General features: G+C 64.6%; 24 protein-coding genes. 10 read left to right on the top strand and 14 right to left on the bottom strand.

Features of this window, described 5'->3' with window-relative positions:
• Positions 1–113: 113 nt before the first annotated feature.
• The 5 genes from FXB41_RS31630 to FXB41_RS31610 all read right to left on the bottom strand — a co-directional run bounded on the left by FXB41_RS31630 (position 114) and on the right by FXB41_RS31610 (position 4,405).
• Positions 114–1,757: a lysine--tRNA ligase gene (locus FXB41_RS31630; RefSeq protein ID WP_219684565.1), complete on the bottom strand. Its 1,644-nt coding sequence runs from the start codon at positions 1,755–1,757 to the stop codon at positions 114–116.
• Positions 1,758–1,937: 180 nt separating this feature from the next.
• Positions 1,938–2,873 (bottom strand): transporter substrate-binding domain-containing protein, encoded by a 936-nt coding sequence (locus FXB41_RS31625; RefSeq protein WP_219684564.1) that lies wholly within the window; start codon positions 2,871–2,873, stop codon positions 1,938–1,940.
• A 91-nt stretch (positions 2,874–2,964) separates the two neighbouring features.
• Positions 2,965–3,555, bottom strand: a complete 591-nt coding sequence (locus FXB41_RS31620; protein ID WP_007599364.1) for an SCO family protein — start codon at positions 3,553–3,555, stop codon at positions 2,965–2,967.
• A gap of 24 nt (positions 3,556–3,579) precedes the next feature.
• The gene (locus FXB41_RS31615) at positions 3,580–3,774 is read right to left on the bottom strand and encodes a hypothetical protein (RefSeq protein ID WP_219684563.1); all 195 of its coding nucleotides are present in this window, start codon (positions 3,772–3,774) and stop codon (positions 3,580–3,582) included.
• Between the two features lie 109 nt (positions 3,775–3,883).
• Positions 3,884–4,405: a Clp protease/crotonase-like domain-containing protein gene (locus FXB41_RS31610; protein ID WP_007599362.1), complete on the bottom strand. Its 522-nt coding sequence runs from the start codon at positions 4,403–4,405 to the stop codon at positions 3,884–3,886.
• Between the two features lie 292 nt (positions 4,406–4,697).
• On the opposite strand from FXB41_RS31610, the gene FXB41_RS31605 reads away from it, so the two are divergent.
• From FXB41_RS31605 to FXB41_RS31590, 4 genes are all read left to right on the top strand, one after another.
• Complete coding sequence (locus FXB41_RS31605) at positions 4,698–6,356, top strand: FAD-binding dehydrogenase (protein WP_219684573.1); 1,659 nt, start codon at positions 4,698–4,700, stop codon at positions 6,354–6,356.
• Positions 6,357–7,277 carry an extracellular catalytic domain type 1 short-chain-length polyhydroxyalkanoate depolymerase gene (locus FXB41_RS31600; protein ID WP_219684562.1) on the top strand — a complete coding sequence of 307 codons (921 nt, stop codon included), beginning with the start codon at positions 6,357–6,359 and terminating at the stop codon, positions 7,275–7,277.
• Between the two features lie 115 nt (positions 7,278–7,392).
• Positions 7,393–7,743, top strand: a complete 351-nt coding sequence (locus FXB41_RS31595; protein WP_007599359.1) for a RidA family protein — start codon at positions 7,393–7,395, stop codon at positions 7,741–7,743.
• 166 nt (positions 7,744–7,909) lie between these two features.
• Entirely contained in the window at positions 7,910–8,275 is a 366-nt protein-coding gene (locus tag FXB41_RS31590; RefSeq protein WP_219684561.1) for a nuclear transport factor 2 family protein, read from the top strand.
• A 344-nt stretch (positions 8,276–8,619) separates the two neighbouring features.
• On the opposite strand, the gene FXB41_RS31585 is transcribed toward FXB41_RS31590, so the two are convergent.
• Both FXB41_RS31585 and FXB41_RS31580 read right to left on the bottom strand, forming a co-directional pair.
• A complete protein-coding gene (locus FXB41_RS31585; protein ID WP_219684560.1) occupies positions 8,620–9,543 on the bottom strand; it encodes an amino acid ABC transporter substrate-binding protein in 924 nt (307 codons plus the stop codon).
• Between the two features lie 12 nt (positions 9,544–9,555).
• Entirely contained in the window at positions 9,556–10,851 is a 1,296-nt protein-coding gene (locus FXB41_RS31580; protein WP_219684559.1) for a dicarboxylate/amino acid:cation symporter, read from the bottom strand.
• Between the two features lie 208 nt (positions 10,852–11,059).
• On the opposite strand from FXB41_RS31580, the gene FXB41_RS31575 reads away from it, so the two are divergent.
• The 4 genes from FXB41_RS31575 (at position 11,060) to FXB41_RS31560 (ending at position 16,067) form a co-directional block, all read left to right on the top strand.
• The gene (locus FXB41_RS31575; RefSeq protein WP_219684558.1) at positions 11,060–12,061 is read left to right on the top strand and encodes an NADP-dependent oxidoreductase; all 1,002 of its coding nucleotides are present in this window, start codon (positions 11,060–11,062) and stop codon (positions 12,059–12,061) included.
• Between the two features lie 153 nt (positions 12,062–12,214).
• A complete protein-coding gene (locus FXB41_RS31570) occupies positions 12,215–13,048 on the top strand; it encodes a cysteine rich repeat-containing protein (RefSeq protein ID WP_219684557.1) in 834 nt (277 codons plus the stop codon).
• Between the two features lie 269 nt (positions 13,049–13,317).
• Positions 13,318–14,457, top strand: coding sequence for an FAD-dependent monooxygenase (locus FXB41_RS31565; RefSeq protein WP_219684556.1), 1,140 nt, complete (start codon positions 13,318–13,320; stop codon positions 14,455–14,457).
• On the top strand, positions 14,454–16,067 hold the full coding sequence (locus FXB41_RS31560) for a benzoate-CoA ligase family protein (RefSeq protein ID WP_219684555.1): 1,614 nt from the start codon (positions 14,454–14,456) through the stop codon (positions 16,065–16,067). Before FXB41_RS31565 ends, FXB41_RS31560 begins: the two co-directional genes overlap by 4 nt.
• A gap of 118 nt (positions 16,068–16,185) precedes the next feature.
• Here the strand turns inward: FXB41_RS31560 and FXB41_RS31555 are convergent, their stop codons facing one another.
• A complete protein-coding gene (locus tag FXB41_RS31555) occupies positions 16,186–16,695 on the bottom strand; it encodes a MarR family winged helix-turn-helix transcriptional regulator (RefSeq protein WP_007599351.1) in 510 nt (169 codons plus the stop codon).
• Positions 16,685–17,317, bottom strand: coding sequence for a maleylacetoacetate isomerase (gene maiA / locus FXB41_RS31550; RefSeq protein ID WP_007599350.1), 633 nt, complete (start codon positions 17,315–17,317; stop codon positions 16,685–16,687). The genes FXB41_RS31555 and maiA overlap by 11 nt, the downstream gene beginning before the upstream one ends.
• A 90-nt stretch (positions 17,318–17,407) precedes the next feature.
• On the opposite strand from maiA, the gene gtdA reads away from it, so the two are divergent.
• The gene (gene gtdA / locus FXB41_RS31545; protein WP_219684554.1) at positions 17,408–18,448 is read left to right on the top strand and encodes a gentisate 1,2-dioxygenase; all 1,041 of its coding nucleotides are present in this window, start codon (positions 17,408–17,410) and stop codon (positions 18,446–18,448) included.
• 122 nt (positions 18,449–18,570) lie between these two features.
• Here the strand turns inward: gtdA and FXB41_RS31540 are convergent, their stop codons facing one another.
• The 4 genes from FXB41_RS31540 to FXB41_RS31525 are packed head-to-tail and all read right to left on the bottom strand — an operon-like array spanning position 18,571 to position 22,580.
• Entirely contained in the window at positions 18,571–19,395 is an 825-nt protein-coding gene (locus FXB41_RS31540; protein ID WP_007599348.1) for an ABC transporter permease, read from the bottom strand.
• Positions 19,388–20,161 (bottom strand): ABC transporter ATP-binding protein, encoded by a 774-nt coding sequence (locus FXB41_RS31535; RefSeq protein WP_219684553.1) that lies wholly within the window; start codon positions 20,159–20,161, stop codon positions 19,388–19,390. The genes FXB41_RS31540 and FXB41_RS31535 overlap by 8 nt, the downstream gene beginning before the upstream one ends.
• A gap of 16 nt (positions 20,162–20,177) precedes the next feature.
• A complete protein-coding gene (locus FXB41_RS31530; protein WP_007599346.1) occupies positions 20,178–21,182 on the bottom strand; it encodes an ABC transporter substrate-binding protein in 1,005 nt (334 codons plus the stop codon).
• 33 nt (positions 21,183–21,215) lie between these two features.
• Entirely contained in the window at positions 21,216–22,580 is a 1,365-nt protein-coding gene (locus FXB41_RS31525) for an FAD-dependent oxidoreductase (protein WP_219684552.1), read from the bottom strand.
• Positions 22,581–22,693: 113 nt separating this feature from the next.
• Here FXB41_RS31525 and FXB41_RS31520 point away from each other — a divergent pair, with 113 nt between their 5' ends.
• The gene (locus tag FXB41_RS31520) at positions 22,694–23,578 is read left to right on the top strand and encodes a LysR family transcriptional regulator (protein ID WP_219684551.1); all 885 of its coding nucleotides are present in this window, start codon (positions 22,694–22,696) and stop codon (positions 23,576–23,578) included.
• 45 nt (positions 23,579–23,623) lie between these two features.
• Here FXB41_RS31520 and FXB41_RS31515 read toward each other — a convergent pair whose 3' ends face one another.
• Positions 23,624–25,642, bottom strand: a complete 2,019-nt coding sequence (locus tag FXB41_RS31515; RefSeq protein WP_246649377.1) for a methyl-accepting chemotaxis protein — start codon at positions 25,640–25,642, stop codon at positions 23,624–23,626.
• Between the last annotated feature and the right edge of the window lie 23 nt (positions 25,643–25,665).

The following is a 25,665-nucleotide window of genomic DNA, read 5'->3' as shown; positions in this document are numbered from 1 at the left end:
AAGGTCCGTAGCCCGAATGAGCGAAGCGACATCCGGGACCGCTGGTGCGGCTAACTAGCGAAAACCCCGGATGTCGCTTCGCTCATCCGGGCTACGCGTTCGCTACAACCGCCTCACGCACTCCGCGCCAGTGCGCCGTCGATCATGTTCACCGCGTTCTGCACGCCATACACCGCGACAAAGGAGCCGAAGCGCGGGCCCTTTTCCTGGCCGAGCAGCACCTGGTAGAGCATGTTGAACCAGTCGAGTGTCACGCCGGGACGGCCGTCCTTGCCCTTCTTGACCGGATCGAGGAACGGCTCGCGGCGGCCGATCTCGTAGACGACGTTCTGGATGTCCTCGGCCGTGGCATCCTGCGGCAGCTGCGATAATGCATCGCGCAAATCCTGCAGCGCCGCGCGCTCGGTCTCGGTCGGTTCGCGGAACGTCTTCGTCGGCGCGACAAAGTCGCGATAATAGTTGATGGCATAGCCGACCATCGCATCGAGCTTGGGATGCGTCTGCGGGCTCACGCCGGGCCGATAGCGGCCAATGAAACCCCACAGCGTCGCGGCATTCTCCGCATTCGACGACGACACCAGCGTCAGCAAGAGCTGGAACGTGACGGGCATATCGAACTTCGGCGGATGGCCGCTGTGAACGTGCCAGACCGGATTGCCGAGCTGCTGCTTGGCGTCCTGCTTGGCAAAGCCGTCGATGAACTGCTGGTAGTCGTCGACGTTGCGCGGGATGACGTCGAAATACAGCCGCTTGGCCGCCTTCGGCTCGCGATACATGAACAGCGACAGCGATTCCGGCGAGGCGTAGCGCAGCCATTCGTCGATGGTCAGCCCGTTGCCCTTCGACTTCGAAATCTTCTGGCCCTTGTCGTCGAGGAAGAGCTCGTAGTTGAAGCCCTCCGGCGGCGTGGCGCCGAGTGCCCTCGCGATCGCGCCGGAGAGTTTGACCGAGTCGATCAAATCCTTGCCGGCCATCTCGTAATCGACGCCGAGCGCAACCCAGCGCATCGCCCAGTCGGCCTTCCATTGGCACTTGACGTTGCCGCCGGTGACCAGCGTCTCGACTTCCTGGTTGGTATCGGGATCGAGATAGGTCACGGTGCCGGCCGCAACGTCGCGGCGGATCATCGGCACCTGCAGCACCACACCCGTGGTCTTGCTGATGGGGAGGAACGGCGAATAGGTCGCGCGGCGATCGGGGCCGAGCGTCGGCAGGATGATCGCCATCACCTTGTCGTAGGCCGCGAGCATTTTAAGCAGCGTCGCGTCGAAACGGCCGGACGTGTAATAGTCGGTCGAGCTCGCGAATTCGTAGTCGAAGCCGAAATGATCGAGGAAGGCGCGCAGCCGCGCATTGTTGTGGTGCCCGAACGACGGGTACTCGTTGGAGAACGGGTCCGGCACGCGCGTCAGCGGCTTGCCGAGATGCGCGGCCAGCATCTCCTTGTTGGGGACGTTGTCGGGCACTTTCCGAAACCCGTCCATGTCGTCGGAGAACGCGAGCAGGCGGGTCCTGATCTTGTTCTCGGTCAGCACATGAAAGGCGTGCCGCACCATCGAGGTGCGCGCGACCTCGCCGAAGGTGCCGATATGCGGCAGGCCTGATGGCCCGTAGCCGGTCTCGAACAGCACCTCGTCCTTCGGGCTTTTCTTCAGCCGCGCGACAATGGCCTTCGCCTGCTCGAACGGCCAGGCGTTGGATTGTTCGGCGAGGACGCGAAGATCGCTCGGGTTCGCGGCAAGATCGATAACGGACATCTAAGGGGCCTCCGGGCCGCGGAAAATAGCGATTTCCGGGCAGAATGCAATTTTGCGAGACGGTGCAACCGCACCCACCGTCATTGCGAGCGAAGCGAAGCAATCCAGAATCTTCGCGCAGAAGCACTCTGGATTGCTTCGTCGCTGCGCTCCTCGCAATGACAACGAGGAGGCAGCGAACTAAAACGGGCTCACCGAGAAGTACCGCAGCCACAGATCCGTGTAGCGGCCCTTTTCCCAGACGCGGAACATCGCCCAGTTCAGGGCCTGGCGCAGCACGTCGTTGCCCTTGCGCACGGCGATGCCGATGCCTTCGCCGAAGAAACGGCTTTCGACGAAGGGACCGCCGGAGAAGGCGCAACAATCGCCGGAATCGGTGCCGTTAATCCAGAACGCAAGCGCGATGGCGTCGCCGAAGATGAAGTCGACCTCGCCCTTGCGCAAGGCGGCGCGCACGGCATCGTCGTTGGGATAGGGGTGCAGTTCGGCGTCGGTGAACATCGCCTTGAGATAGGCCTCATGCGCGGAGCCGGCGATGACGCCGACCTTCTTGCCTTCGAGATATTCGGGCCGGATCTCCGGCATCACCGCGTCCTTGCGCGAGGCGAAGCGCGCCGGCACGCGGTAATAGGGATCGGTGAAGTCGACCCGGGCGCGGAGCTGCGGGCTCACCGCCATCGAGGCGATGATGGCGTCGCCCCGGTTGGAGGCGAGTGCATCGACCAGCGTCTCGAAGCGGCGCATCTGCACCGTGCAGGTGACCTTGATCTCCTCGCACAGCGCGCGGGCGAAGTCGACGTTGAAGCCGGCCGGATTGCCGTCGGCGCCGGTATAGTTGAACGGCGGATAGTCGGTCTCGGTCAGGAAACGGATCACTGTCAGGCGCGACAGGTCCGGCCGCTCCGGCCGCCGCCGTGGGTCCCAGAAGCCCGGCACGGCCTGGGGTGCGGCTTGCGGCGCGACCTGAGGTGAGGCTTGCGGCGCCACGGGGGGCTGCTTGGCCGGAGCCTGCGCCTGCGCGCACGGCGCGGCAGCGAGCAGGCAGACGCCGACGACCAGCCCGGTCAGCAAGCCACGGGCGGATTTGGACGATTTCGCCTGTTGCGATGGAGCCATCGGCTGAAAATGAACGATTTTCGTTGGGATCGGAGGGCCTTATAGCCCATCCGGCCGGGAACGCGAGCGCGGATTGCGGCGAATAGGGAGCCTACAGATACCGCTTCAAGTCCACTGCGGCTTCTTCCGGCGTGCGCTTCAGGTTGAACGGCGAGACGAAGCGACCGTCGCGGTCCATCAGATAGATCAGCGCGGTGTGGTCCATGGTGTAGTCGCCGTCCTTGGTCGGGACCTTCTTGGCGTAGACCCGGTAGGAGGTGATCACCTTGGCGGTCTCGGCAGGATCGCCGCTGAGGCCTTCGAGGTGCGGGTCGAAGCTCGACAGATAATCCTTCATCGTCCCCGGCGTATCGCGCTCGGGATCGACCGAGATGAAGACGGCGTTGACCTTGTCGGCGTCCTTGCCCATCGCGCGCAGCACTTCCGAGATCTCGAACAGCGAGGTTGGGCAGACATCGGGGCAATGGGTGTAGCCGAAGAAGATCAAGGTCGGCTTGCCCTTCAGGTTCTTGTCGGTGACGGGCTTGCCGTTCTGGTCGGTGAGCTGGAACGGGCCGCCGATCGCGGCCGGCTGCGCCACCTTGCTGACCCCGCCCATGGCCCAGAATACGATCAGGAGCCCGAGGACGAGGCTTGCGGCGAAGGCGGTCGCGATCACCAGCGGACGGGCGGTGGAGCTCATGGGCGGAAAACTTCCTGTCGCGGGTCAGAAGCAGGCGGCAAAACCGGTCCTGATCATTTCGAAGAACACCTGGCTGCCATAGTGGAACCAGAGCGCGAGCGCACCGAGCACGACCAGGCCGCCGACGCCGGCACCCGCCAACAGCAGCACGAACGGCATCCGGCCGGCAGTGGGCGAATTGTCCGATACAGGATGGGCGGGGTGCAGTGGTTGAGCCATGACAACGATCGGGGTGAAAACGTGAGTTTCCCGAGCGTTCAGATAAGCTTTGCCCCGCCTGCGGGCAAGGCAGCACCGGCTGGCAAAGAATCCCGTCAGGCCGAGGACGTCAGTGCAAGAGCTGGCCCCGGGCGGATTCGAGCCGATCCGCTTGCGGGAGTGGCGCGCGCGACGGCTTGTTGGCCGAGGCCTGCGCGTCGAGGTAGCAGGGCTTGTACATGGCCTGGAGCTGCCGGCCCTTCAGGAACAGCATATGCGGGGTGAGCCCGCCGCGCTGATTGATCCAGCGCTTCACCTGCGACGGATACATCGCATAGAGCATCTGGGTCGCTTCGGTATTGGTGACGGCACGGCCGTTGCTGCCGAAATCCCACGCTGCGTGGAAGCCCAATGTCGCGTGCGACGTCACGCAGATGCGGTCGGGCGGGATGGCGCCGAGGACGATGGTGCAGGCAGAGGCGCAGAGACCGTCGATGATGACGGTGTCGCCCGACTGTCGCAGGTCCTGGTATTTGTCGACGTAGGTTCCGATCCGGCCGCCGCGGTCATCCGCGATCCGAACCACCGCGTGAGAAGCGCCCATGCTCGCGATCAGGAGAACCGCCGCAAGCAACCCCGTCAGAAACTTCATTGGCCCCCGCCCCAGTCGAATTCGAATCTGTGTGTCAGGTGGTGATGCCCTGCTAGGGTCCGTCGTAACCGCGGTTTTGTCTAGGCATGCCGGCTCGCTCAAAACAAATTCAAATCCAGTGTTGCGCCGGCGCTGCACTCAGCCGGTCTTTTTCCCGAAGTGGAACAAGTTAACGATGTCTTACGCGCCGTACTCTTGATCTCAGTTGCAACCGCCGGCTTCAATCCGGGCAACTACAGGGAGGAACCTGTGGAGGGGGAACACATGGAGGGGGCAACATATGGCCGAACAGATGGCTGAAGAGACTGACGTCATCGTTGTCGGCGCAGGACTGTCGGGCCTCGTGGCCGCAACCGAGATCGCGGACGCCGGCAAGCGCGTGATCGTGGTCGACCAGGAGGGCGAGCAGTCGCTCGGCGGCCAGGCGTTCTGGTCGTTCGGCGGATTGTTCCTGGTCAATTCGCCGGAGCAGCGCCGGCTCGGCATCAAGGACTCCTTCGACTTGGCGATGCAGGACTGGCTCGGCACCGCCGGCTTCGACCGTGACGAGGATTTCTGGCCACGGCAATGGGCCGAGGCCTATGTGGCGTTCGCGGCCGGCGAGAAGCGCGCGTGGCTGCGCGCGATGGGCCATCGCATCTTTCCCGTGGTCGGATGGGCCGAGCGCGGCGGCTATGATGCGATGGGCCACGGCAATTCGGTGCCGCGCTTTCATGTCACCTGGGGCACCGGGCCCGGCATCGTCGAGCCGTTCGAGCGCCGCGCGCGCGAGGCCGTCAGGAGCGGCCGGCTGAGCTTCAGGTTCCGCCATCGCGTCGATGCGCTCTCGATCACCAACGGCACGGTGGATGGCGTCGGCGGCGCCATTCTCGCCCCGGATAATGTCGAGCGCGGCAAGAGCTCATCGCGCAACGTCGTCGGCGAGTTTGCGTTGAAGGCGCAAGCCGTGATCGTGGCGTCCGGCGGCATCGGCGGCAATCACGAGCTGGTGCGGCAGAACTGGCCGAAGCGGCTCGGCGCGCCGCCCAAATTCATGATCTCCGGCGTGCCGGAGCATGTCGACGGCCGCATGATCGGCATCACCGAAAAATCAGGCGCGCGGCTGATCAACCGCGACCGCATGTGGCATTATGTCGAAGGCATCCAGAACTGGTCACCGATCTGGCCGCGCCACGGTATCCGCATTCTGCCCGGCCCTTCCTCGATGTGGTTCGACGCCACCGGCACGCGATTGCCGGCGCCGCTCTTCCCCGGCTCCGACACGCTCGGCCAGCTCCAATACATCATGTCCACCGGCTACGATTATTCCTGGTTCATCCTGACCCAGAGCATCATCAAGAAGGAGTTTGCGCTGTCGGGCTCGGAGCAGAATCCCGACCTCACCGGCAAGAGCTGGCGCATGACAATCAAGCGCGCCACCAACAAGGGCGCACCGGCGCCGGTGGAAGCGTTCAAAAGCCATGGTGTCGACTTCATCGTGCGCGACAAGATCGAGGATCTCGTTGCGGCCATGAACAAGCTGGCCGGCAGCGACCTCCTCAAGCTCGAGCACATCAAGATGCAGATTGAGGCGCGCGACCGTGAGATCGCCAACCCTTACGTCAAGGATGCGCAGGTGATGAACATTCACAATGCGCGGCGCTATATCGGCGACAGGCTGATCCGCACCGCCTCCCCGCACCGCATCCTCGATCCCGCGCAAGGGCCGCTGATCGCGGTCAAGCTCAACATCCTCACCCGCAAGACGCTGGGCGGTTTCGAGACCGACCTCTCTTCGCGCGTGTTCGGCGAGGAGGGCAGCGTCATTCCCGGCCTCTATGCAGCGGGCGAAGCTGCCGGCTTCGGCGGCGGCGGCGTGCACGGCTATCGTTCGCTGGAAGGCACGTTCCTCGGCGGCTGCCTGTTCTCGGGCCGCAATGCAGGCCGGGCCGCGGCGAAAGCCGTGGGCTAGATGATGCGGCGGCGGCTGCGCATCGCGGCGCTTGTTGCGGCATTGGCCGCCGCCCCGGCTGCGTCCGCCGATACGATCGATATCGACGGCGTGAAGCGGTCCTACGCTGTGCAATTGCCGGCGAAGCGGCTGGTGCCGCTCGTCGTCGTGCTGCACGGCAAGACCCAGCGCGGCGCCGACATGATGACGCGGACGGCGTGGCCGCAGGTCGCAAAGCGCGAAGGGTTTGCGGTGGTCTTTCCTGATGGCCTCAACCACGCCTGGGTCGATGCGCGGACCAAGGCGGGACCGGCGCTCCGTGGTCCGCGCGCGGGCACCGACGACGTCGCCTTCATCGCAAAGCTGGTCGAGAAGCTGGTGGCGAACGGCACCGCCGACCCTCGCCGCGTCTATGTCACCGGCATTTCCAATGGCGGCGCCATGGCAATGACGCTCGTCTGCGCCCGCGCCGATCTGTTTGCTGCCGGCGCGAGCGTGAGCATGAATCTCACCGATGAGGCCGCTGTCACGTGCCATCCGTCGCGGCCGCTGCCGATGCTGCTGATGAACGGCACGGCCGATCCGCTGGTCCCCTACGAGGGCGGCCGCGGATCGAGCTATTATGCCGCAGACGGTTTCTGGTCCACCGACGAGACGCTTGCGTTCTGGCGCAAGCTCAACGGCTGCGAGATCGATAATTCCGACATGACCGATCTGCCCGACAGGGCGCCCGCAGACCAGTCGACGGTGACGCGGATCTCCTCGCGCTGTCCTGAGGGGCACGAGGTCGTGCTTTATCGGATCAATCAAGGCGGCCATCGCATGCCCGGATTTTCTCCGGATGCCCGCTTCCCGAAGGTCGCAACCAGCTTGCTCGGGACGCAGAACGGCGACATCGACGCAGCCGAGACGATCTGGACGTTCTTCGGCCAGTTTCCTTGAAGTGCAACGCATGCATAGCCGGCGACGCATGCGTGCCTGGCAACGCATGCGTGCCTGGGGTGGCACAGGGCAAGCCGCTGCGCTAGACAGGGCCGCCATTCAAAGGAGACTCCCAATGAGCATTCAGCGTCTTGAAACCGGCCCGCGCATGAGCCAGGTCGTCGTGCACGGCAACACCGTCTATCTCGCCGGTGTCGTCGCCAACAACGCCGCCGGCGAAAGCGTGACGAAGCAGACCCAGGACATCCTGGCGACCATCGACAGCCATCTCGCCAAGGCCGGCACCGACAAGTCGAAACTGCTCTCGGCCACGATCTACATCACCGACATGAAGACGTTTGGCGAGATGAACGCGGTGTGGGACGCCTGGGTCTCGCCCGGCAACACGCCGGCGCGCGCCACCGTCGAAGCCAAGCTCGCGGCAGCACAATACACCGTCGAAATCATGGTCACTGCGGCCAAGTAAGTTCGCGACAAACATTTGCGCGCGCTTGTCGGCGCATGATCCGATCGGGAAACCGCTTCACACTTTCCCGGATCATGCGCATGACCTCCGAGGTAATCGATCAGCGCGCGTGAACCTTCGATAGTCAGGTCAGCCGAACGACACGGCGCCATCGAAGGAGACGACAATGACCGACCCCATCACAATCGCCCGCCGCTATATCGACCTCTGGAACGAACGTGCAGCCGATCGCCGGCGCGAACTGCTGAGCCAGAACTGGACGGCGGATGCGAGCTATGTCGATCCCCTGATGAAGGGCGACGGCCATGACGGCGTCGATGCGCTGATCGCAGGCGTGCAGCAGCGCTTTCCCGATTTCAGGTTCAAGCTGATCGGCGAGCCCAACGGCTACGGCGACCATGTCCGCTTCAGTTGGGGCCTTGGTCCTGATGGCATCGACAGCCCGATCAAGGGGACGGATTTCGCCGTGCTGAAGGACGGCCGCATCAGGAGCATCACGGGATTTCTGGACCAGGTGCCCGCCGGCGCGTGAGCGCGCGCTGATCGTTGCTGCGCCCTCTCCGCTGGTAAGGCAGGGCAATCGCATATGGATTTCACGAGGACCGCGGGCTTGCTCCGCCTCTCCCGCTTGCGGGAGAGGCCGACGCGCCCCGGGCGATGCGCAGCATCGTCCCGCGCGCGGCGGGTGAGGGCTCTCACCACACAGGGACATCCTGCGCAATTCTCAGCAATCCCGACGCGGAGACACCCCCACCCCAGCCCTCCCCCGCAAGCGGGAGAGGGAGCCCACTGCCGATGGGGCCGCATCGTGCACGCGATATGCAATTGCCCTGCCTTGTAAGGAGAGAGGGCGCAGCGGCGCTCATCGCACAAGCGCTAGTTATTCGCGCTCGCGGAATCGTCCATCGCCTTGAAGGCTTCCTCCAACTGCAGCGAGATCGGCACGTTCAGCCGCTCGCCGGTCGGAAGCCGTGCGGTGAACCATTTGTTGTAGAGCGGAACGAGGTCGTGGTTGGAGCCGAGCTTGCGGAAGGTACGGTCGACCGCCGCCGCCAGTTGCGGTTCGCCCTTGCGGAACATGATGCCGTAGGGGTCGTAGGACAGGTAATCGCCGGTGACGCGGAACTTGTCCTGTGCCTTGTGGCGCACGATCAGGCTGGACAGCAGGATGTCGTCGGTCGCGAACGCATCGGCTTTGCCGTCGACGAGCATCTGGTACGACTGTTCGTGATCGGCACCGACAACGATGGTCAGTCCCAACGAGGACTTCTTGTCGGCCGCCTGGATCGCCTGCTCGTTGGTGGTGCCCTTCGTCACCACGATGGTCTTGCCCTTCAGATCAGTCAGTGACTGGACGCTGGAGGCCTTCGGCACCATCAGCTTGGTGCCGGCGACGAACATCAGCGGCGAGAAGGCGACACGCTTGGCGCGCTCGGCATTGGCCGTGGTCGAGCCGCATTCCAGATCGATCTTGTTCTGGAGCACGGCGTCGATGCGGTCATCGGAGGTGACCTTGACGTAGGCGATCTTCAGATTGGGATCATCCACCTCGACGCCGATCTCCTCGACGACAGCCTCGCAGAGCTCGAGGCTGTATCCGATCGGCCGGTTGGCCTGGTCGAGGAAGGAGAACGGCGGCGAGCTCTCGCGATAGCCGAGCCGCACGGTGTGCGCGGTCTTGATGGCTGACAGCGTCGGGCTAAGCCCTTCGCTGCCGCCGGTCGTCTGGGCGGAGGCACCCGTGGCCAGCTGGCACGCTGCCAGCAAGAGGCCGCCCGATATCGCCATTGAAAGGCGCATGATGCACTCCGATCAATGGCCGGCCATCGCGGGCACTTCGCCGGGAATCATGTCCCCCGGCACGGCATCGCCCGCTCCAAGCTCGTGCTCGGGCCCGAGCTCGCCCTCCCACTTGGCCACGACCGAGGTCGCGAGCGTGTTGCCGATCACGTTGGTGGCGCTGCGGCCCATGTCGAGGAAGGTGTCGATGCCCATGATCATCAACAGCCCCGCCTCGGGGATGCCGAACTGCGACAGCGTCGAGGCGATCACCACGAGGGAGGCGCGCGGCACGCCGGCGACGCCCTTCGAGGTGATCATCAGGGTCGCCAGCATCGCGAGCTGCGTGCCGAGCGGCATGTCGATGTGATAGCTCTGCGCGATGAAGATGCTCGCGAAGGTGCAGTACATCATCGTGCCGTCGAGATTGAAGGAATAGCCGAGCGGCAGCACGAAGCTCGATATCCGCGACGAGGCGCCGAACTTGTTCAGCCCCTCCAGGGTTTTCGGATAGGCCGCTTCAGAGCTCGCAGTGGAGAACGCGATCATCAGCGGTTCGCGGATCAGCTTCAGCAGATGGGCGTAGCGCGGCCCGATCACGATGAAGCCCACGACCACCAGGATGCCCCACAGCAGCGCGAGCGAGAGATAGAAGCCACCCATGAAGACGATGAGCTTCCAGAGCACCAGCAGGCCGTTCTTGGCAACCGTCGCGGTGATGGCGGCCCAGACCGCGAACGGCGCGAACAGCATCACATAGCCCGTCACCTTGAGCATGATGTGGCCGATGTCGTCGATCAGCGCCAGGATCGGCTTGGAGCGCTCGGGCATCGAGCCCATCGCCACCGAGAAGAACACGGCGAAGATCACGATCTGCAGGATCTCGTTCTGCGCCATCGCATCCGCGATCGAGGTCGGGATCAGATGGGTCAGGAATTTTTCGATCGAGAAGGCGGAAACCGGCAGGCCGGTCGACTGCGCCTTGTCAGGCAGCGTACCGGGGAAGTTCGCGCCGGGCTGGAGCAGATTGACCATCACGAGGCCAAGCATCAGCGAGACGAAAGAGGCGCTGACGAACCAGCCCATGGTCTTGGCGAAGATGCGGCCGAGCTTGGAGCCCGAGCCCATATGAGCAATGCCGCCGACCAGGGTCGCAAACACCAGCGGCGCGATGATCATCTTGATCAGGCGCAGGAAGATCACGGCGATCAGGTTGATGGACGAGGCCCAGTCGCCCCGCGTGTCGGGCAGGAAATTGTAGATCGCCGCGCCCATGATGATGCCCAGCACCATCGCCACCAGAATGAATTGCGTAAACCTGTTCGACATTGAACACCCCCGCTACACCGATCGCTTCATGATGTCGCAGATATGACGGCTGCGCAACACGCTTGGCGTGCGACCGTCGGGGCGGATGTTCCCGTTGCGAAACTGGCGCCCGCGATCTAGCCTGCATGCAGCGCACAACGAAAGCGGCTTGCACGTTTTTCTTGCGGCAGCTGCATCAATAATCGTCAAGCGACCGAGGGGAAACATCATGAGCGGCAGCGTCAATCGTCAGATTCTTCTGGTGGAAAAGCCCAGCGGCAAGCTCGGCCCCGAGCACTTCAAGCTGGTCGAAGGTGCGGTGCCTGAGCCGAAGGACGGCGAGGCCTTGCTGCGCGTGCGATACATCTCGCTCGACGCGGCCAACCGCGCCTGGATGCACGGCGCAACCTATCGCTCAGCCGTCGAAGCCAACAGCGTGATGGCCGGCGGCGCCATCGCCGAGGTCATCAGCTCGAAGGCGTCGGGGCTTGCGCCGGGCGACATCGTGTTCGGCGACACCGGCTGGCAGGAGTTGGCGGCAGTGCCCGCCAAACATCTCACCAAGATGCCGAAGCTCGAGCCGATGACGCATCTGCTCAGCGTGTTCGGCATCGCCGGCCTCACAGCCTATTTCGGCCTGCTGGAGATCGGCAAGCCCAAAGAGGGCGAGACGGTCGTAGTCTCCGCGGCCGCGGGCTCGGTCGGCTCGATTGTCGGGCAGATCGCGAAGATCAAGGGATGCCGCGTGGTCGGCATCGCCGGCGGCGCCGACAAATGCAACTGGCTGACCTCCGAGCTCGGCTTCGATGCCGCCGTCGACTACAAGGACGGCGCGGTGTTCAAGACGCTGCGCGCGGCGGCTCCGAAGGGCATCGACGTCTATTTCGACAATGTCGGCGGCGACATTCTCGAAGCCTGCCTGCCGCAGATGAACAATTACGGCCGCATCGCCTGCTGCGGCGCGATCTCGCAATATGACGGCGCGCCCTCGGCACACGGCCCGCGCGGCGTGCCCGGCCTGATCGTGGTGAAGCGGCTCGTCATGCAGGGCTTCATCGTGATGGACTACATGAAGGAAAGCCAGCGTGCGCTCGCCGATCTCCAGGCCTGGGTCACGTCCGGCAAACTGAAGGTGCAGGAGGACATCATCGACGGCCTCGAGAACACGCCGAAGGCGCTGATCGGATTGCTGGCGGGCGAGAACCGCGGCAAGCGGATGGTCAAGCTCTGACGACCTAGTTACGTCGCAATTGCAACGCCAATATCTACTTGCGGTAGAGGTCGCGGCGGCCAATGATGCCGCGCGCGGCGTCACCCGCGACGATTGTTTGCATCACATTTGAAAAAATTGTCGGCGTTACCGACAGGGCAGGAATTCACTCAGATGTTCAACATGTTGAAACATGCGCCGGCACGCGGGGCGTTGCTGGCGGCGGCTCTCTTCGCAACTGCAGCAGGCGCATTCGCACAAGCACCGACCGAGGCGCAGAAGAGCGCGATCCGCTCCGCATGCCGCTCGGACTTCATGGCGCACTGTTCGAGCGTCACGCCCGGCGGCGTGGAAGCTTATCAATGCCTGCAGAAGAACATGTCCAGCTTGTCATCGGGATGCCAAACCGCGGTTCGCGCGGTCGAGCCTGCTGCGGCGCCGAAGACCGAAGCCGCGCCGAAGACCGAGGCTGCACCCAAGGAGGCCGCACCCAAGGCGGAGGCCGCGCCTGCCGCGCCGAAGGCTGAAACCGCTCCCGCCGCAAAGCCGGCTGCGGCGGCCGCGCCCAAGGCTGCTGCAGCCGCCGGTGCAGCCAAACAGCCGAGCAGCGCGCAGGTCGCTGCCGTCAAGAGCGCGTGCCGCGCCGATTATCCCAAGGTGTGCGCCAGCGTGCCACCGGGCGGCGCGCCTGCGCTCGAATGCCTGGAGAAGAACAAGGCAAAGGTTTCGCCGGCGTGCGAGAAGGCCGTGAGCGCCGCGGCCGGCGGCGGTGGCACGGCAGCACCGGCGGCAGCTGCACCGGCAGCCGCGCCTGCCGTGATCGTGCTGCGCCCGCTGCGACCACGCGAAGAGCTGTTCATCGTCCAGTCCGCATGTCGCGAGGATGTCCGCACGCTGTGCGGCAGCGTGGCGCCAGGTGGCGGTCGGATCATCCAATGCATTGCCAGCAACGCCGCGTCGCTGTCGCCCGCCTGCAAGGACGTGCTGGCGCCGTTCGCTGCGCGCTAGAGAAGCGTGCCATCCGGTGGTCCGCTTTACCAGGGGTGCTGGTGGACGGGGTCTACGTGAAGCGCTGCGTCTGACGGGGCGGATGGCCAAGCCGCCACGGTTTGGCTATGCTTCGCAAGGTCACTGCTTCGGACACGCGCCAAACGCGCGTCCGGACGTGAGCTTCGGCGTGCCCCGCGCCTTGCCGATAATTCCGCTGGCGCGGGCGACCCGAGCACATTAGTCTACCCCTAGATAGTAAGTATACTGTCAATCAGGGAGGACAGACGTTGCGGATCGCCGTGATCGGCGGGGGGCCCGGTGGGCTCTACTTCGCCTATCTCTGGAAGAAGCGTCACCCCGAGGATCAAGTCGACCTGTTCGAACAGAACCCGGCCGACGCGACCTGGGGCTTTGGCGTGGTGTTTTCTGACCAGGCGCTGGAATTCCTGCGCGCCGACGACCCCGAGACGGTCGACGCCATCGCGCCGCATATGGAGAGCTGGGAGAACATCACCCTGAACCTGAGCGGTGACAGCGTCGCCATCGACGGCGTCGGCTTCTCCTCGATCGGCCGGCTCGAGCTGTTGCGGTTCCTGCAGCAGCGCGCGCTCGATGCCGGCGTCACCCCGCGCTTCGACACGCCGATTCATGCGATCGATCAGCTCAACGGCCATGATCTGATCGTCGCCGCCGACGGGCTGAACTCGCTGGTGCGCCGCGCCTTCGAGGGCGATTTCGGCACCTCGCTGTCCTACTCCTCGAACAAGTTCGTCTGGTACGGCACCTCGAAGCGCTTCGACACGCTGTCGCAGACCTTCGTGAAGACCGACCGCGGCGCCTTCAACGCCCACCACTACCGTTACTCGCCGACGATGAGCACGTTCCTGGTCGAATGCGATCATGCGACCTGGCAGGCCTATGGTTTCGCCTACAAGGACGTGGAGCAGTCCAAAGGCGTCTGCGAGGAGGTGTTCGCCGACACGCTCGGCGGCCGCTCGCTGGTCTCCAACAAATCGGTCTGGCGCAACTTCCCCTGGGTCTGGAACGAGCACTGGTCGTTCAAGAACATGGTGCTGCTTGGCGACGCGCTGCACTCGGCGCATTTCTCGATCGGCTCGGGCACGCGGCTCGCGATCGAGGACGCCATTGCGCTGGTCAAGGCGCTGGAATCGGATGCGCACCTGTCCACTGCTCTGCATCGCTACCAGGCCGCGCGAAAGCCGGTGGTGCAGAAGCTCGTCAACGCCGCGCGGACCAGCGCTTTCTGGTACGAGCACTTTGCTCAGCACATGCAGCAGGGCCTGATGGACTTTGCCTACAGCTACATCACCCGTTCGGGCCGCATCGACGACTCCCGCCTGCGCGCGATGTCGCCGGCTTTCATGGCGCGCTACGAAGCCGCCAAGAATGGTGGGGACGAGGCATGAGCGGGCAGATTAACGATCAGGTGCCCGCCGACTGCGCGGGCGCGCGCGAGATCGGCTTTTCCGTTCCGCAGGTCTACAATGCCAGCCGCGTTCTATTCGACAATCTCGCAAGAGGATGCGGCGACAAGCTCGCACTCATTGGCCCCGCGGGGACGCGCAGCTACGCGGAGCTCTGCGCGGAAGCCGGGCGCTGGGGCAACGGCTTTGCCTCGCTCGGCCTCGAGCGCGGCGACCGCGTGCTGCTGTTCCTCGACGACACCCCGGCCTATCCGGCCGCGTTCTTCGGCGCGGTGCGCGCCGGCTTCGTGCCATTGCTGATCAACACGTTGACGCCGCCGGATCTGCTGCAATTCTATCTCGCCGATTCCGGCGCTTCTGTTGCGGTGGCGGATGCCGAGTTCTGTGCACGGTTCAACGCCGAGGCGTGCAAGGACACGGCCCTGCACACCCTGGTCGTCGTCAATGGCGCTGTGGGCGATCACGCCGCACCGAACGCCGTCTCTGCCGCCGGCTGGCTCCCGCAATTGCCGACTGAGCTCGCGGAAGCCGACACGCATCGCAACGAGATGGCGTTCTGGATGTACTCGTCCGGATCGACCGGCCGGCCCAAGGGCATCGTGCATCTCCAGCACGACATGGCCTATAGTGAGGCCGCCTTTGCGCAGAACGTCTTGAAGCTGACGCCGGATGACATCTGCTTCTCGGTGCCGAAAATCTTCTTCGCCTATGGCTTTGGCAACGCGATCACCTTCCCGTTCTCGGCGGGCGCGACGACGCTGCTGTTGCCGGGCCAGCCCAAGCCCGCGGCGATCTTTTCGGCGATCGAGCAGTACAAGCCGACGGTCTTCTTCGGCCTGCCGACGCTTTATACAGCGCTGACCAAGGCCGAGGGTGCCGACAGGACCGACTTCTCGTCGCTGCGCATGGCGCTCTCGGCCGCCGAGGTGCTCTCGGCCGACGTCTTCAATGGCTGGAAGACGCTCACCGGTCTCGAGATCGTCGAAGGCCTCGGCTCGACCGAGGTGCTGCACATCTATCTCTCCAACCGTCCCGAGCGGAAGAAGCTTGGCGCCGCCGGCCTGCGCGTGCCCGGCTACGAGGTCGCGCTGCGCGACAAGGACGGCCGCGATGTCGCCGGCGACGAGGAAGGCATCTTGTGGGTGCGCGGCGATTCCAACACGCCGCTATACTGGAACCGGCCGGACAAATCCGCCGAGACCATCCGCGAAGGCGGCTGGATCTACACCGGCGACCGCTTCGTCCGCGATGCCGACGGCTTTCACTTCTTCCGCGGCCGCGCCGACGATCTCATCAAGATCTCCGGCCAGTGGGTCTACCCGCTCGAGGTCGAGCTGTGCCTCGCCGACCACCCGGACATCCGCGAATGCGCGGTCTTCGCCGCCGAGCTGCCGGACCGGCGCATGACGCTGAAGGCGGTCGTGGTGATGAACACCCGCGCGGCGGACCAAAGCGAGGCGACCCGGCGGCTGCAGGATTACGTGAAGGGCAAGCTGCTTCCTTACAAATATCCGCGCGAGGTGATCTTCATCGACGAGCTGCCGAAGACCGGCACGGGGAAGATCGACCGGCAGGCGCTGTTGCGGATGTGAGCCTCCGCCGTCATCGCCCGCGAAGGCGGGCGATCCAGTATTCCAGAGACGGTAGTGATCGAGCCGAGAAGCCTCGGCGTACTGGATTCCCCGCCTTCGCGGGGAATGACAACCATGATTAAGGCGCCTTCCCCAGATGCTCCAGCGCGTCCTCCGCCCGGAGCGGCACCCGCGACGCCTCGTTGTTGAGATCGACGAGCTGCGCCAGGAGCCCCATCAGTGCCTTGCGGTCCGCCGGCTTGAGCGGCTCCAGCATCCGCATCTGGGCGCGTTCGACGGCGGGAATGATGTCACGCAGGATCGCCGCGCCTGATTTGGTCAAATAGAGCAGCTTGATCCGCTTGTCTTCCGGCGCCGGCCTGCGCTCGACGAAATCCTTGGCCTGAAGCCGCTCGATCACGCTGCCGAGCGTGGAGCGGTCGAAGGCGATCACCGCGGACAGTCGCGTCGCGTCGATGCCGGGGTGGGTGTGGATCGCGATCAGCGCCGCGTATTGCACCGGCGTGAGGTCGAACGCCTTGCACTCCTCCATGAAGATCGAGACCGCGATCTGCTGCATCCGCCGGAACAGATAGCCCGGCGCGGCATAGACTGCGTCTATCGTGATCGGAGGCGGCTTACTCGGCATCGGGCTGGTTCTCCGGCGCGGCATTGACGAACGCCGGCAGCGCCTTGGCCGCGGCTTCCGCCTTAAGCAGGCGCGGATAGGCCGAGACGTCGACGCCGAAGCGGCGGGCATTGGCGAGCTGCGGCACCAGGCAGAGATCGGCGAGCGTCGGCGCATCCCCGAAGCAGAACGGGCCCGGCTCGGCCCTGATCAGCGTCTCGCAGGCCGCGAGGCCCTCGCGGTTGACCCAGGCCGCCCAGTCCTGAACCTTCTCCTCGGCAAGGCCAAGCTCGCGCAGCCGCGCCAGCACCTTCAGATTCTGTACGGGGTGAGTGTCGCAGGCGATCGCCAGCGCAAACGCCCTCACCTTGGCGCGCTGCAACGCATCCCCCGGCAACAGCGGCGGGTTGGGATGGGTCTCGTCGAGCCATTCGATGATGGCGACCGACTGGGTCAGCACTGCGCCCGCATCGTTCTCGAGCGCGGGCACCAGGCCCTGCGGATTGATGGCGAGATAGGCCGGCGCGCATTGCTCGCCCTTACGAAGGTGATGCGGCAGGTGCTCGGCACCAAGACCCTTCAGGTTCAGTGCGATCCGTACCCGGTAGGCGGCGCTGGAGCGGAAATAGCCGTGCAGCTTCATCGGAACCCTCCCGTTTCGTTCTTGTTCGCACGTTGACGCTACCTAGATCGTAAGTATACTGTCAATCAACAAAACGACGGGAGCCGCACCATGGAAGCCGTGACCAAGACGCCGGAACGCGAGGCGTTCTACAAGAAGATCGACGGCGAGAATCTCACCGCGCTCTGGACCGTCATGAGCGATTTGATCACGCCGGAGCCGAAGAGCGCCTGCCGGCCGCATCTGTGGAAGTTCGACATCATCCGCGACTACATGACCGAGGCCGGCAAGCTGATCACGGCGAAAGAAGCCGAGCGGCGCGTGCTGGTGCTGGAAAATCCCGGCCTGCGCGGGCAGTCGAAAATCACCACGTCGCTCTATGCCGGCGTGCAGATGGTGGTGCCCGGCGACGTCGCGCCCGCGCACCGGCACAGCCAATCGGCGCTGCGCTTCGTGCTCGAAGGCAAGGGCGCCCACACCGCGGTCGACGGCGAGCGCACCGCGATGGAGCAAGGCGACTTCATCATCACGCCGTCGATGACCTGGCACGATCATTCCAACGAGACCGACCAGCCGATGTTCTGGCTCGACGGTCTCGACATTCCGCTGGTGCAGTTCTTCGACTGCTCTTTCGCGGAAGGCTCCAACGAGGACCAGCAGAAGATCACAAGGCCCGCCGGCGACAGTTTTGCGCGCTACGGCCACAATTTACTGCCGGTCGACGTAAAGCGGAGCTCGAAGACGTCGCCGATCTTCAGCTATCCCTATGCCTACACGCGCGAGGCACTGGAGAAAGCCCGCACGAGCCAGGAGTGGGACGCCTGTCACGGGCTGAAGCTGAAATTCAGCAACCCCGAGACCGGCGACTTCGCGATGCCGACCATCGGCACGTTCGTCCAGTTGCTGCCGAAGGGCTTCAAGACCGCGCGCTATCGTTCGACGGACGCAACGGTGTTCTGTCCGATCGAAGGCCACGGCCGTACCCGCATCGGGGACTCGACCTTCGAATGGGGCCCGCGCGATTTGTTCGTGGTGCCGAGCTGGCAATGGGTCACGCACGAGGCCGACCTGGATGCAGTGCTGTTCAGCTTCTCGGATCGACCCGTGCAGCAGAAGCTGGATTTGTTCCGGGAGGATCGCGGGAACGCGTGACGACACCGGTCTCGTAGGGTGGGCAAAGGCGCAACGCGCCGTGCCCACCACATCTCCGCGAGCGATGAAACAATTGGTGGGCACGCTTCGCTTTGCCCACCCTACGGCTGCAGTGACTGCGGCTATCGCCAGTGCAAGAGCCGTATCTCCAGCCAGTTGATCACCCGCCCCACGATCAACCCAAACACCGATAAAATCACCACGCCCGCGAGCAGCTGATCCGTCTGCATCAAATTGCCGGCCTGAAGCACGAACGCGCCGATGCCGTACTGCGCGCCGATCATCTCGGCGCTGACGACGAGCAGCAGCGCCACCGACGACGTGATGCGGAAGCCGGCGAGGATCGCGGGCAGCGCGCCCGGCCAGACCACCTTGCGCACGATGGTGGCGAACGGCACGTTGAAGCTCTGCGCCATGCGGATCAGGTTGCGCGGCACCGCGTCGACGCCGCTATAGACCGAGATCGCGGTCGAGAAGAACACCCCGAGCGCAATGGTCGCGATCTTCGGCTCTTCACCGATGCCGAGCCAGAGGATCAACAGCGGCAGCAGCGCGATCTTCGGGATCGGGAACAGCGCCGAGATGAAGGTGATGCCGACGCTGCGCGCCAGCCGCGACAGGCCGATGGCAAAGCCAACCGCGACGCCGGCCGCCGTGCCGAGCAGCCAGCCGACACCGATGCGCAGGAGCGACGCGGAAAGGTGCTGCCACAGCGCGCCCGAGATCGCGAGCTGGTAAATTGCACGCGCGATCGCCGACGGCGGCGGCAGGAACAGCGGATTGACCAGGCCGGTGCTGCCGGCCGCCTGCCAGATCGCAATGACCAGCGCGAGCGCGATCCAGCCGCCGAAGCGGCTGCTCGCCGGCACGAAGCCGGCGCCGCGAAAGCGGACGCGTCGGACCGCTTCATCCTTCGCAGATGGTCCCGCCGGAGCGCGATCAAGCATGCTGAACCTCGCGCTCGGCATCGATCGCCTCGTTGCGGATCAGCGACCAGATCTGGTTCTGAAGCGCGAGCAGCTTTTCACGGGCTGCAATGTCACCGCGCTCAGTGCGCGTCATCGGCACGCTGACGACCTCGCGAATGCGGCCAGGACGCCGCGACAGCACCACGATGCGGTCGGCAAGCCGCGCCGCCTCTTCGAGATTGTGGGTGACATAGACCGCGCCCATGCCGCCATCGGCGAGCAGCCGGACGAAATCCTCCATCAGCAGTTCGCGGGTCTGCGAATCCAGCGCCGACAACGGCTCGTCCATCAGGAGAATGGCCGGCCTGACCGCGAGCGCGCGCGAAATGCCGACGCGCTGGCGCATGCCGCCGGACAGCTGCTTTGGATAGGTTTTGCGAAAATCGGTCAGGCCGGTGCGGCGCAAGGCGTCGTCGACCAGCGCGCGGCGCTGCACGGGCGAGAGCTGGGTGTGCAGCAGCGGGAATTCGACGTTCTCCTCCACATTGGCCCAGGGCAGCAGCGCAAAGTCCTGGAACACGAAGGTGAGCGGATTGAGACTGTCCGCCGGCGGCGATCCACGCAGCTCGGGCGCGCCGGAGGTCGGCAGCAACAGGCCTCCGAGGATCGACAGCAGCGTGCTCTTGCCGCAGCCCGAGGGCCCCACGATCGCCACCACCTCGCCCGCGCTGACGGTGAACGAGACGTCGTCGAGCACGGCGAGTTCGCCGAAGCGATGGGTGATGTGGTTGGCGATCAGGTCCATGCGTTGCGTTCTACTCTCAATCCGCCTTCACAAAGTCCTTTGCGATGATCGCGTTCGCGTCGAAGCCCTTGTCGGCAAAACCCTGCTCCTGGAGCCATTTGATCTGGTTGTCGACGTTCTTCACATCCAGCTTGCCGTCAGGATCGATATAGGCGCAGTTGCCGACCACCTGCTCCACCGGCAAATTGGTATATTTTGCGATGATCTCCAGCAGTGGCTTTGTCTTGTCGTTGATCGGGGCGACACCGTCCTTCATCGCGGCAAGGATGACGTCGTGATATTCGCGGTCGGCCTTTGCCAAAGCGCTGAGCAGCTTCGTCACCAGCACCTTGTTGGTCAGCGTCTTCGGTGAAGCGAACACCGCGCCCAGTTGCCAGGGTGTCTCGTCGCCGACCCAGCCGAGAAACTTCGCACCGCCGTCGTCCATCAGCTTTCGCGCCGTGGAGATCGGCAGCAGCGCTGCATCCACGGTCTCGCCCTTCAGCGCGGCCGCGGCATTCGACAGCGATTGCAGCGGCACGATCTTCACGTCGGCAAGCTTGAAGCCGTATTTGTCGGCAAGCAGGCCGAGCGAATAGTGAAAGGACGAGCCAACCTGCGTCATCGCCACGCGCTTGCCCGCGAGGTCCTTCGGCGTCTTCAGACCGCTCGCATAGGCGTTGTTGCTGGCGAAATAGCCGATCAGGGGATAGCCTGCCTTCTCGCGGCTCATGCCGCCGATCACCTTCAGCACGCCCTTGCCGGCGAGATTGTAAAGGCCGGCGGTGAAGGCGGTGACGCCGAAATCGATGTCGCCCGAGGTCGTTGCCACCGCGATCGGCTGCGCCGCGTCGAAGAATTTCAGCTCGACGTCGAGGCCGGCCTCGCGGAAATAGCCCTTGTCCTGCGCGATGAAGACGGGCGCGGAGGAGGACAGCCTGAGCACGCCGATCCTGGCCTTCAGCGCGTCCTCGGCTCGGGCCGTGCCCATCGCTGTGATCGCCATCAGGCTAGCTAGCGCGAGCCGCACAATCCCGGTCATTTCGTTTCCTCGCCGTCGTTATCTTGCAGTCGGTTACAGGCCCTCGGGCACGGGCTGGTCCCGTCCGATGAAGGCGCCCTGTTGTTTCAACGTTTCCTGCAGCTTTTCAACCGGGATGTCACGCGGGATCCGGTTTCCGGAGAGCGCCAGCGCGGCGGCGGAACCGGCCGCCTCCCCCATCACGAAACAGGCACCGGAGACCCGGGCCGCTGATTGGCCCTCATGGGTCATCGAGGCGCAGCGGCCGGCGACCAGCAGATTGTCGACACCTTCGGGCACCAGCATGCGGTAAGGCAGCTCGTTATAGCCGCGCGATTCCGGGATCGGCGGGAAGGTGAAGACGACGTCGCCGGGGACATGGGCCTCGATCGGCCAGCCATTGACCCCGATGGAATCCTCGAACGAGGCGCAGCCGAGCACGTCCTCACCGCTGAGCTGATAGCCGCCATTGATGCGGCGGGTTTCGCGGATGCCGAGCTGCGGCGGCAGGTCGACGATGTAGGATTTTTCAAAGCCCGGCACGGTGCGCAGGAATTCGAACGCAGCCAGCGCTTGCTTACGGCCCTCGATCTCGCCGCGGGTGAGATCGTCAGGCACGATGCCGTTGATGGCATGGCCGTCCTCGCGCGCCACTTGCGTAAAATTCACCCGCCATTCGGTGCCGGACTTTTGCGGCCGTACGATCGCGCTCTTGCGCGGGAATGTGTGAGTGCCGGCGGCTGTGGCCTGCTCCATCAATTGCGGGATGGTGCGCCAGGCATCGCCTGCCTTCGCCGGATCGATGCCGTTGAGACGGAGCATCATCGAGGGATACATCGGATGGCCGTGCTCGTCGCCGAATTCAAACGGCGCGCCGGCCCAGACCGCGAGATCGCCGTCGCCGGAGCAATCGATGAATATCTCCGATCGCACCGCCTGCCGGCCGGCCTTGGTCTCGACCATCAGCGCATCGATGCACCTGTTATCGCCCATCACGACGCCGGCACCGAGCGCGTGGAAGAGGATGTGCACCTTGTGACTGGCGAGCAGCTGGTCGGCCGCGATCTTGTAGGCGGCGGTGTCGTAGGCCTGGGCGAAGACCTTGCCGAGAATGAGATGCGGCGCGTTGAGGCCGTTCAAATGATCGATCCGCGCCAGCAACTCCGACGCCATGCCCTGCACCAGCCGGTGGGCCTCGCCGTAAACATTGCCGTGCAGGCCGCAGAAATTGGTGACGCCTGCGGCAGTGCCCATGCCGCCAAGAAAGCCGTAGCGCTCGATCAAGAGCGTCTTCCGCCCCGCGCGCGCGCTTGAGGCCGCCGCGACGATGCCGGCCGGACCGCCGCCGAGGACGACGACTTCATATTCGCCGTAAAGCGGCACATGGCGCGCCGGTTCTTCGATCGTGGTGGCCTGCATGGCGCGTCCCGTCCCTGAAAATCTCTTGCTTGGGCCGACTATGAATTAACGCGTGCCGGGCTACAATCCACCAAAATACACGATCAGCTTTCACGAATCGAGAAAGGTGGAAAATGGACGTCCTCGTGAACCTCCAAGCCTTCCTCGCCACCGCAGACGCCGCCGGATTTTCCGCCGCGGCGAGAAAACTCAATGTCGCAACTTCGGTGGTCGCAAAGCGGGTCACCCAATTGGAGACGCGGATCGGCACGCCGCTATTTCATCGCTCGACGCGGCAATTGCGGCTGACCGCGGCCGGCCAGGAATATGTCCAGAGGGCGCGGAGCGTGGTCGCCGATGTCGGCGATCTCCTGTCGCGCATGGGCGAGAAAGGCCATGATCTTATCGATCATTTGCGTATCAAGGCCCCGACCTCGCTGACCATCGCCCGACTTGCCGATGTGTTCAGCGCGTTCCAGACTCAAAACCCGAAGCTGAAGCTCGAGATCGTCCTGATCGACCGTCCCGTCGATCCGGTGACGGAAGGCTTCGATATCGCCATCGGCGCGTTCCCGCATTCGTTCGGCGGTGTGGTCGACGAGCCCCTATGCCGATTGAAGCGCTTGTTGTGCGCGTCGCCGGCCTATCTCAGGGCGCACGGCGTGCCGCGACATCCGCGCGATCTGGTCGATCATCGTTGCCTGAGTTTTCTTCCCACCGGCCCGGACTGGGTGTTCGACGGGCCGCGCGACCGTATCACGGTTCAGGTCCGACCGCTGTTGAGTTCGAACGAGGGCCACGTGCTCGTGAAAAGCGCGATCGCCGGCAACGGCATCGCCTTCATCTCGCACTACCTTGCGGAAGAGGCCCTACGTCAAGGCACGTTGCAGGTCGTGTTGCCGGATTTTCCAATCCCCGATTTATGGGTGAAGGCAAGCATTCCCGAGCGACGGGTCCAGGCTGCTGCGGTTCAGGCGTTATTGCGCGAATTGAAGAGCTCGCTGTTGCCGGTGCTGTGAGGCCCGTTTCGTTGGCACCCGCGGCATCGCCGGTTTCTCGGGAATTCAGGCCGCCGAGCGGATGGTGTGGAGGAAATCGTCGACGTTCGACTTCATTGAATCCGCCTGCTGCTTCAGGGCCGCTGCGACCGTAAGAGCGGCTTCGGCACCGGCGTCGGTCTCGCCCGCCACCGCGCGCACCTGACCGATTTCCTGCGTCACCGCCGTGGTGCCGTTCGCCGCCTCTTCGACGTTGCGCGCGATTTCGCCCGTTGCCGCGCCCTGCTCTTCGACCGCCGCGGCGATCGCGGTGGCGATGTCGGCCATTTCCTTGACGGTGGTGCCGAACTGCTTGATCGCCTCGACCGATTGGCCGGTCGCGCTCTGGATCGTCGCAATCTGGCTGGCGATCTGCTCGGTCGCCTGCGCTGTCTGGGTCGCGAGACTCTTGACCTCGCTGGCGACGATCGCGAAGCCCCGGCCGGCGTCGCCGGCGCGCGCCGCTTCGATGGTCGCGTTCAGCGCCAGCAGATTGGTCTGGCTGGCGATGGCCTGAATCAATTGAATGATGGTACCGATCTTTTCAGCCGCATCCGACAACCCATGGATCAAATCGGAGGTGCGGTTGGTCTCGTCGGTCGCCCGGTTCGAGACCGCGACGGAGCGGTGCACCTGGCTCGAGATTTCGCGGATCGAGGCCGCGAGCTGCTGGGTGGCGGAGGCGACGGTCTGCACGTTCATCGATGCCTGCTCGGCGCGGGTCGCGACCGCTTCGGCGAGCCCGCGACCGCGCTCGGCGACCTTTGCCAACTCCTCGGCGCTACGCCCCATGTCGTCGGCCCGGCCACCGACACCGGCGATCACCCCCTGCATGCCCTGCTCGAAGCGGCCGGCAAGATCAGACATCATGCGGGCACGGTCGGCCTCGGTGGCTTCGCGCTGTGCCGTGGCCTCGCCTTCCATGCGACGAACCGCCAGTGCATTTTCGCGGAACACCTCGACGGCACGCGCCATGCGGCCGATTTCGTCGCGCGATTCGCCGCCGGGAATGGGCTCATCGAGCTCGCCCGCCGCCAGCGATTGCATCCGGTCCGTCATGCCGCGAATCGGGCCGGATACGCTGGCTCCGATAAGCCATGCGAGCACCGCTCCCAGCAGCAGCGCGCCGGCCGCGGTCGCGACGACGGTCTGTTTGGTTTGATCGACCGCTGCCGAGGTCTTGTCGCCCTGCTCGGCGCGCACGGTGCCGAGCTTCGCATTGATCTTGTTGACTTGATCGTCGATCGCCGCACTCGCCTTCTTCAATTCGGCCTGCCTGGCGCGCAGATCGGCGGCGACCTTGATGACCTCTTCGAGCGCCGTCGTGTCGGCGGCGATCGCGGTCTTGAGTGCTGCGACCAGCGTCTTCAATTTGGGGGCGTCCACCGTCGCCAGCTCAGCCTCGGTGTCTGCGATCGCCAATTGGGCGTAGGACAACGCCTGCCTGGCGTCGTCGGCATCGCCCGTCGACAAAGTGGATCCATAGCGCATCACGGTGACGCGCAGCGCGTCGACGACGCCGGCCAGGCGCATCGGGTTGACAAGTCGTTCCGCATCTTCCGGGCGATTGGCAAGCGCAACCTGAATGCCGCCGACATTGAGGCCGGCGGCCGCGCCCTGGGCGTCGGTCTTCGTGGTGGCGGCGCGCAGCCGATCGGCGGCATCCGCCGCTGCGGTGAACGACGAACGATAGGTTTCCAGCGCCGTCTTGACCGGGCCGATGCCTTCCGCGATCGCTTGCAGCTTGCCGAATTGCCGATCGGCCTGATCGGCCAGTTTGCCCACGCCGTCGATCGCCTTGGCTGCGGCATCCTTGTCGCCGACATTCCAGGTTCGGATGAATTTCTCGACCGCCGAGTTCGCTTCCAAGAGCGCGGCACGCGCCTGCGACATTCCGGCGTCGCCAGCCGCGCTGGTCACGAGGTCATTGACCGTTCCGCCGATCCGCTCGACCTGGACCACGGCGAAGCCCGCGAGCAGGACCAGAAAGCTGAGGACCAACGCGAAACCGCCAAACACGCGCGGACGGACACCGACCCGGGACATCATGTGCGATAATTTCATAGGAA

Source organism: Bradyrhizobium canariense (genome assembly GCF_019402665.1).
GTDB lineage: Bacteria > Pseudomonadota > Alphaproteobacteria > Rhizobiales > Xanthobacteraceae > Bradyrhizobium > Bradyrhizobium canariense.
Note: the sequence above shows the minus strand (reverse complement) of the source record. Positions and strands in the feature narration are given on the sequence as shown.

Excerpts from the sequence above, each read along its gene's own strand:
- FXB41_RS31520 (WP_219684551.1), top strand. The coding sequence starts at position 22,694 with ATGGACGTCCTCGTGAACCTCCAAGCCTTCCTCGCCACCGCAGACGCC.
- FXB41_RS31570 (WP_219684557.1), top strand. The coding sequence starts at position 12,215 with ATGTTCAACATGTTGAAACATGCGCCGGCACGCGGGGCGTTGCTGGCG.
- FXB41_RS31590 (WP_219684561.1), top strand. The coding sequence starts at position 7,910 with ATGACCGACCCCATCACAATCGCCCGCCGCTATATCGACCTCTGGAAC.
- gtdA (WP_219684554.1), top strand. The coding sequence starts at position 17,408 with ATGGAAGCCGTGACCAAGACGCCGGAACGCGAGGCGTTCTACAAGAAG.
- FXB41_RS31525 (WP_219684552.1), bottom strand. The coding sequence starts at position 22,580 with ATGCAGGCCACCACGATCGAAGAACCGGCGCGCCATGTGCCGCTTTAC.
- maiA (WP_007599350.1), bottom strand. The coding sequence starts at position 17,317 with ATGAAGCTGCACGGCTATTTCCGCTCCAGCGCCGCCTACCGGGTACGG.
- FXB41_RS31615 (WP_219684563.1), bottom strand. The coding sequence starts at position 3,774 with ATGGCTCAACCACTGCACCCCGCCCATCCTGTATCGGACAATTCGCCC.
- FXB41_RS31600 (WP_219684562.1), top strand. The coding sequence starts at position 6,357 with ATGATGCGGCGGCGGCTGCGCATCGCGGCGCTTGTTGCGGCATTGGCC.
- FXB41_RS31560 (WP_219684555.1), top strand. The coding sequence starts at position 14,454 with ATGAGCGGGCAGATTAACGATCAGGTGCCCGCCGACTGCGCGGGCGCG.
- FXB41_RS31595 (WP_007599359.1), top strand. The coding sequence starts at position 7,393 with ATGAGCATTCAGCGTCTTGAAACCGGCCCGCGCATGAGCCAGGTCGTC.
- FXB41_RS31515 (WP_246649377.1), bottom strand. The coding sequence starts at position 25,642 with ATGTCCCGGGTCGGTGTCCGTCCGCGCGTGTTTGGCGGTTTCGCGTTG.
- FXB41_RS31575 (WP_219684558.1), top strand. The coding sequence starts at position 11,060 with ATGAGCGGCAGCGTCAATCGTCAGATTCTTCTGGTGGAAAAGCCCAGC.
- FXB41_RS31535 (WP_219684553.1), bottom strand. The coding sequence starts at position 20,161 with ATGGACCTGATCGCCAACCACATCACCCATCGCTTCGGCGAACTCGCC.
- FXB41_RS31585 (WP_219684560.1), bottom strand. The coding sequence starts at position 9,543 with ATGCGCCTTTCAATGGCGATATCGGGCGGCCTCTTGCTGGCAGCGTGC.
- FXB41_RS31625 (WP_219684564.1), bottom strand. The coding sequence starts at position 2,873 with ATGGCTCCATCGCAACAGGCGAAATCGTCCAAATCCGCCCGTGGCTTG.
- FXB41_RS31605 (WP_219684573.1), top strand. The coding sequence starts at position 4,698 with ATGGCTGAAGAGACTGACGTCATCGTTGTCGGCGCAGGACTGTCGGGC.
- FXB41_RS31610 (WP_007599362.1), bottom strand. The coding sequence starts at position 4,405 with ATGAAGTTTCTGACGGGGTTGCTTGCGGCGGTTCTCCTGATCGCGAGC.
- FXB41_RS31620 (WP_007599364.1), bottom strand. The coding sequence starts at position 3,555 with ATGAGCTCCACCGCCCGTCCGCTGGTGATCGCGACCGCCTTCGCCGCA.
- FXB41_RS31555 (WP_007599351.1), bottom strand. The coding sequence starts at position 16,695 with ATGCCGAGTAAGCCGCCTCCGATCACGATAGACGCAGTCTATGCCGCG.
- FXB41_RS31530 (WP_007599346.1), bottom strand. The coding sequence starts at position 21,182 with ATGACCGGGATTGTGCGGCTCGCGCTAGCTAGCCTGATGGCGATCACA.
- FXB41_RS31540 (WP_007599348.1), bottom strand. The coding sequence starts at position 19,395 with ATGCTTGATCGCGCTCCGGCGGGACCATCTGCGAAGGATGAAGCGGTC.
- FXB41_RS31580 (WP_219684559.1), bottom strand. The coding sequence starts at position 10,851 with ATGTCGAACAGGTTTACGCAATTCATTCTGGTGGCGATGGTGCTGGGC.
- FXB41_RS31630 (WP_219684565.1), bottom strand. The coding sequence starts at position 1,757 with ATGTCCGTTATCGATCTTGCCGCGAACCCGAGCGATCTTCGCGTCCTC.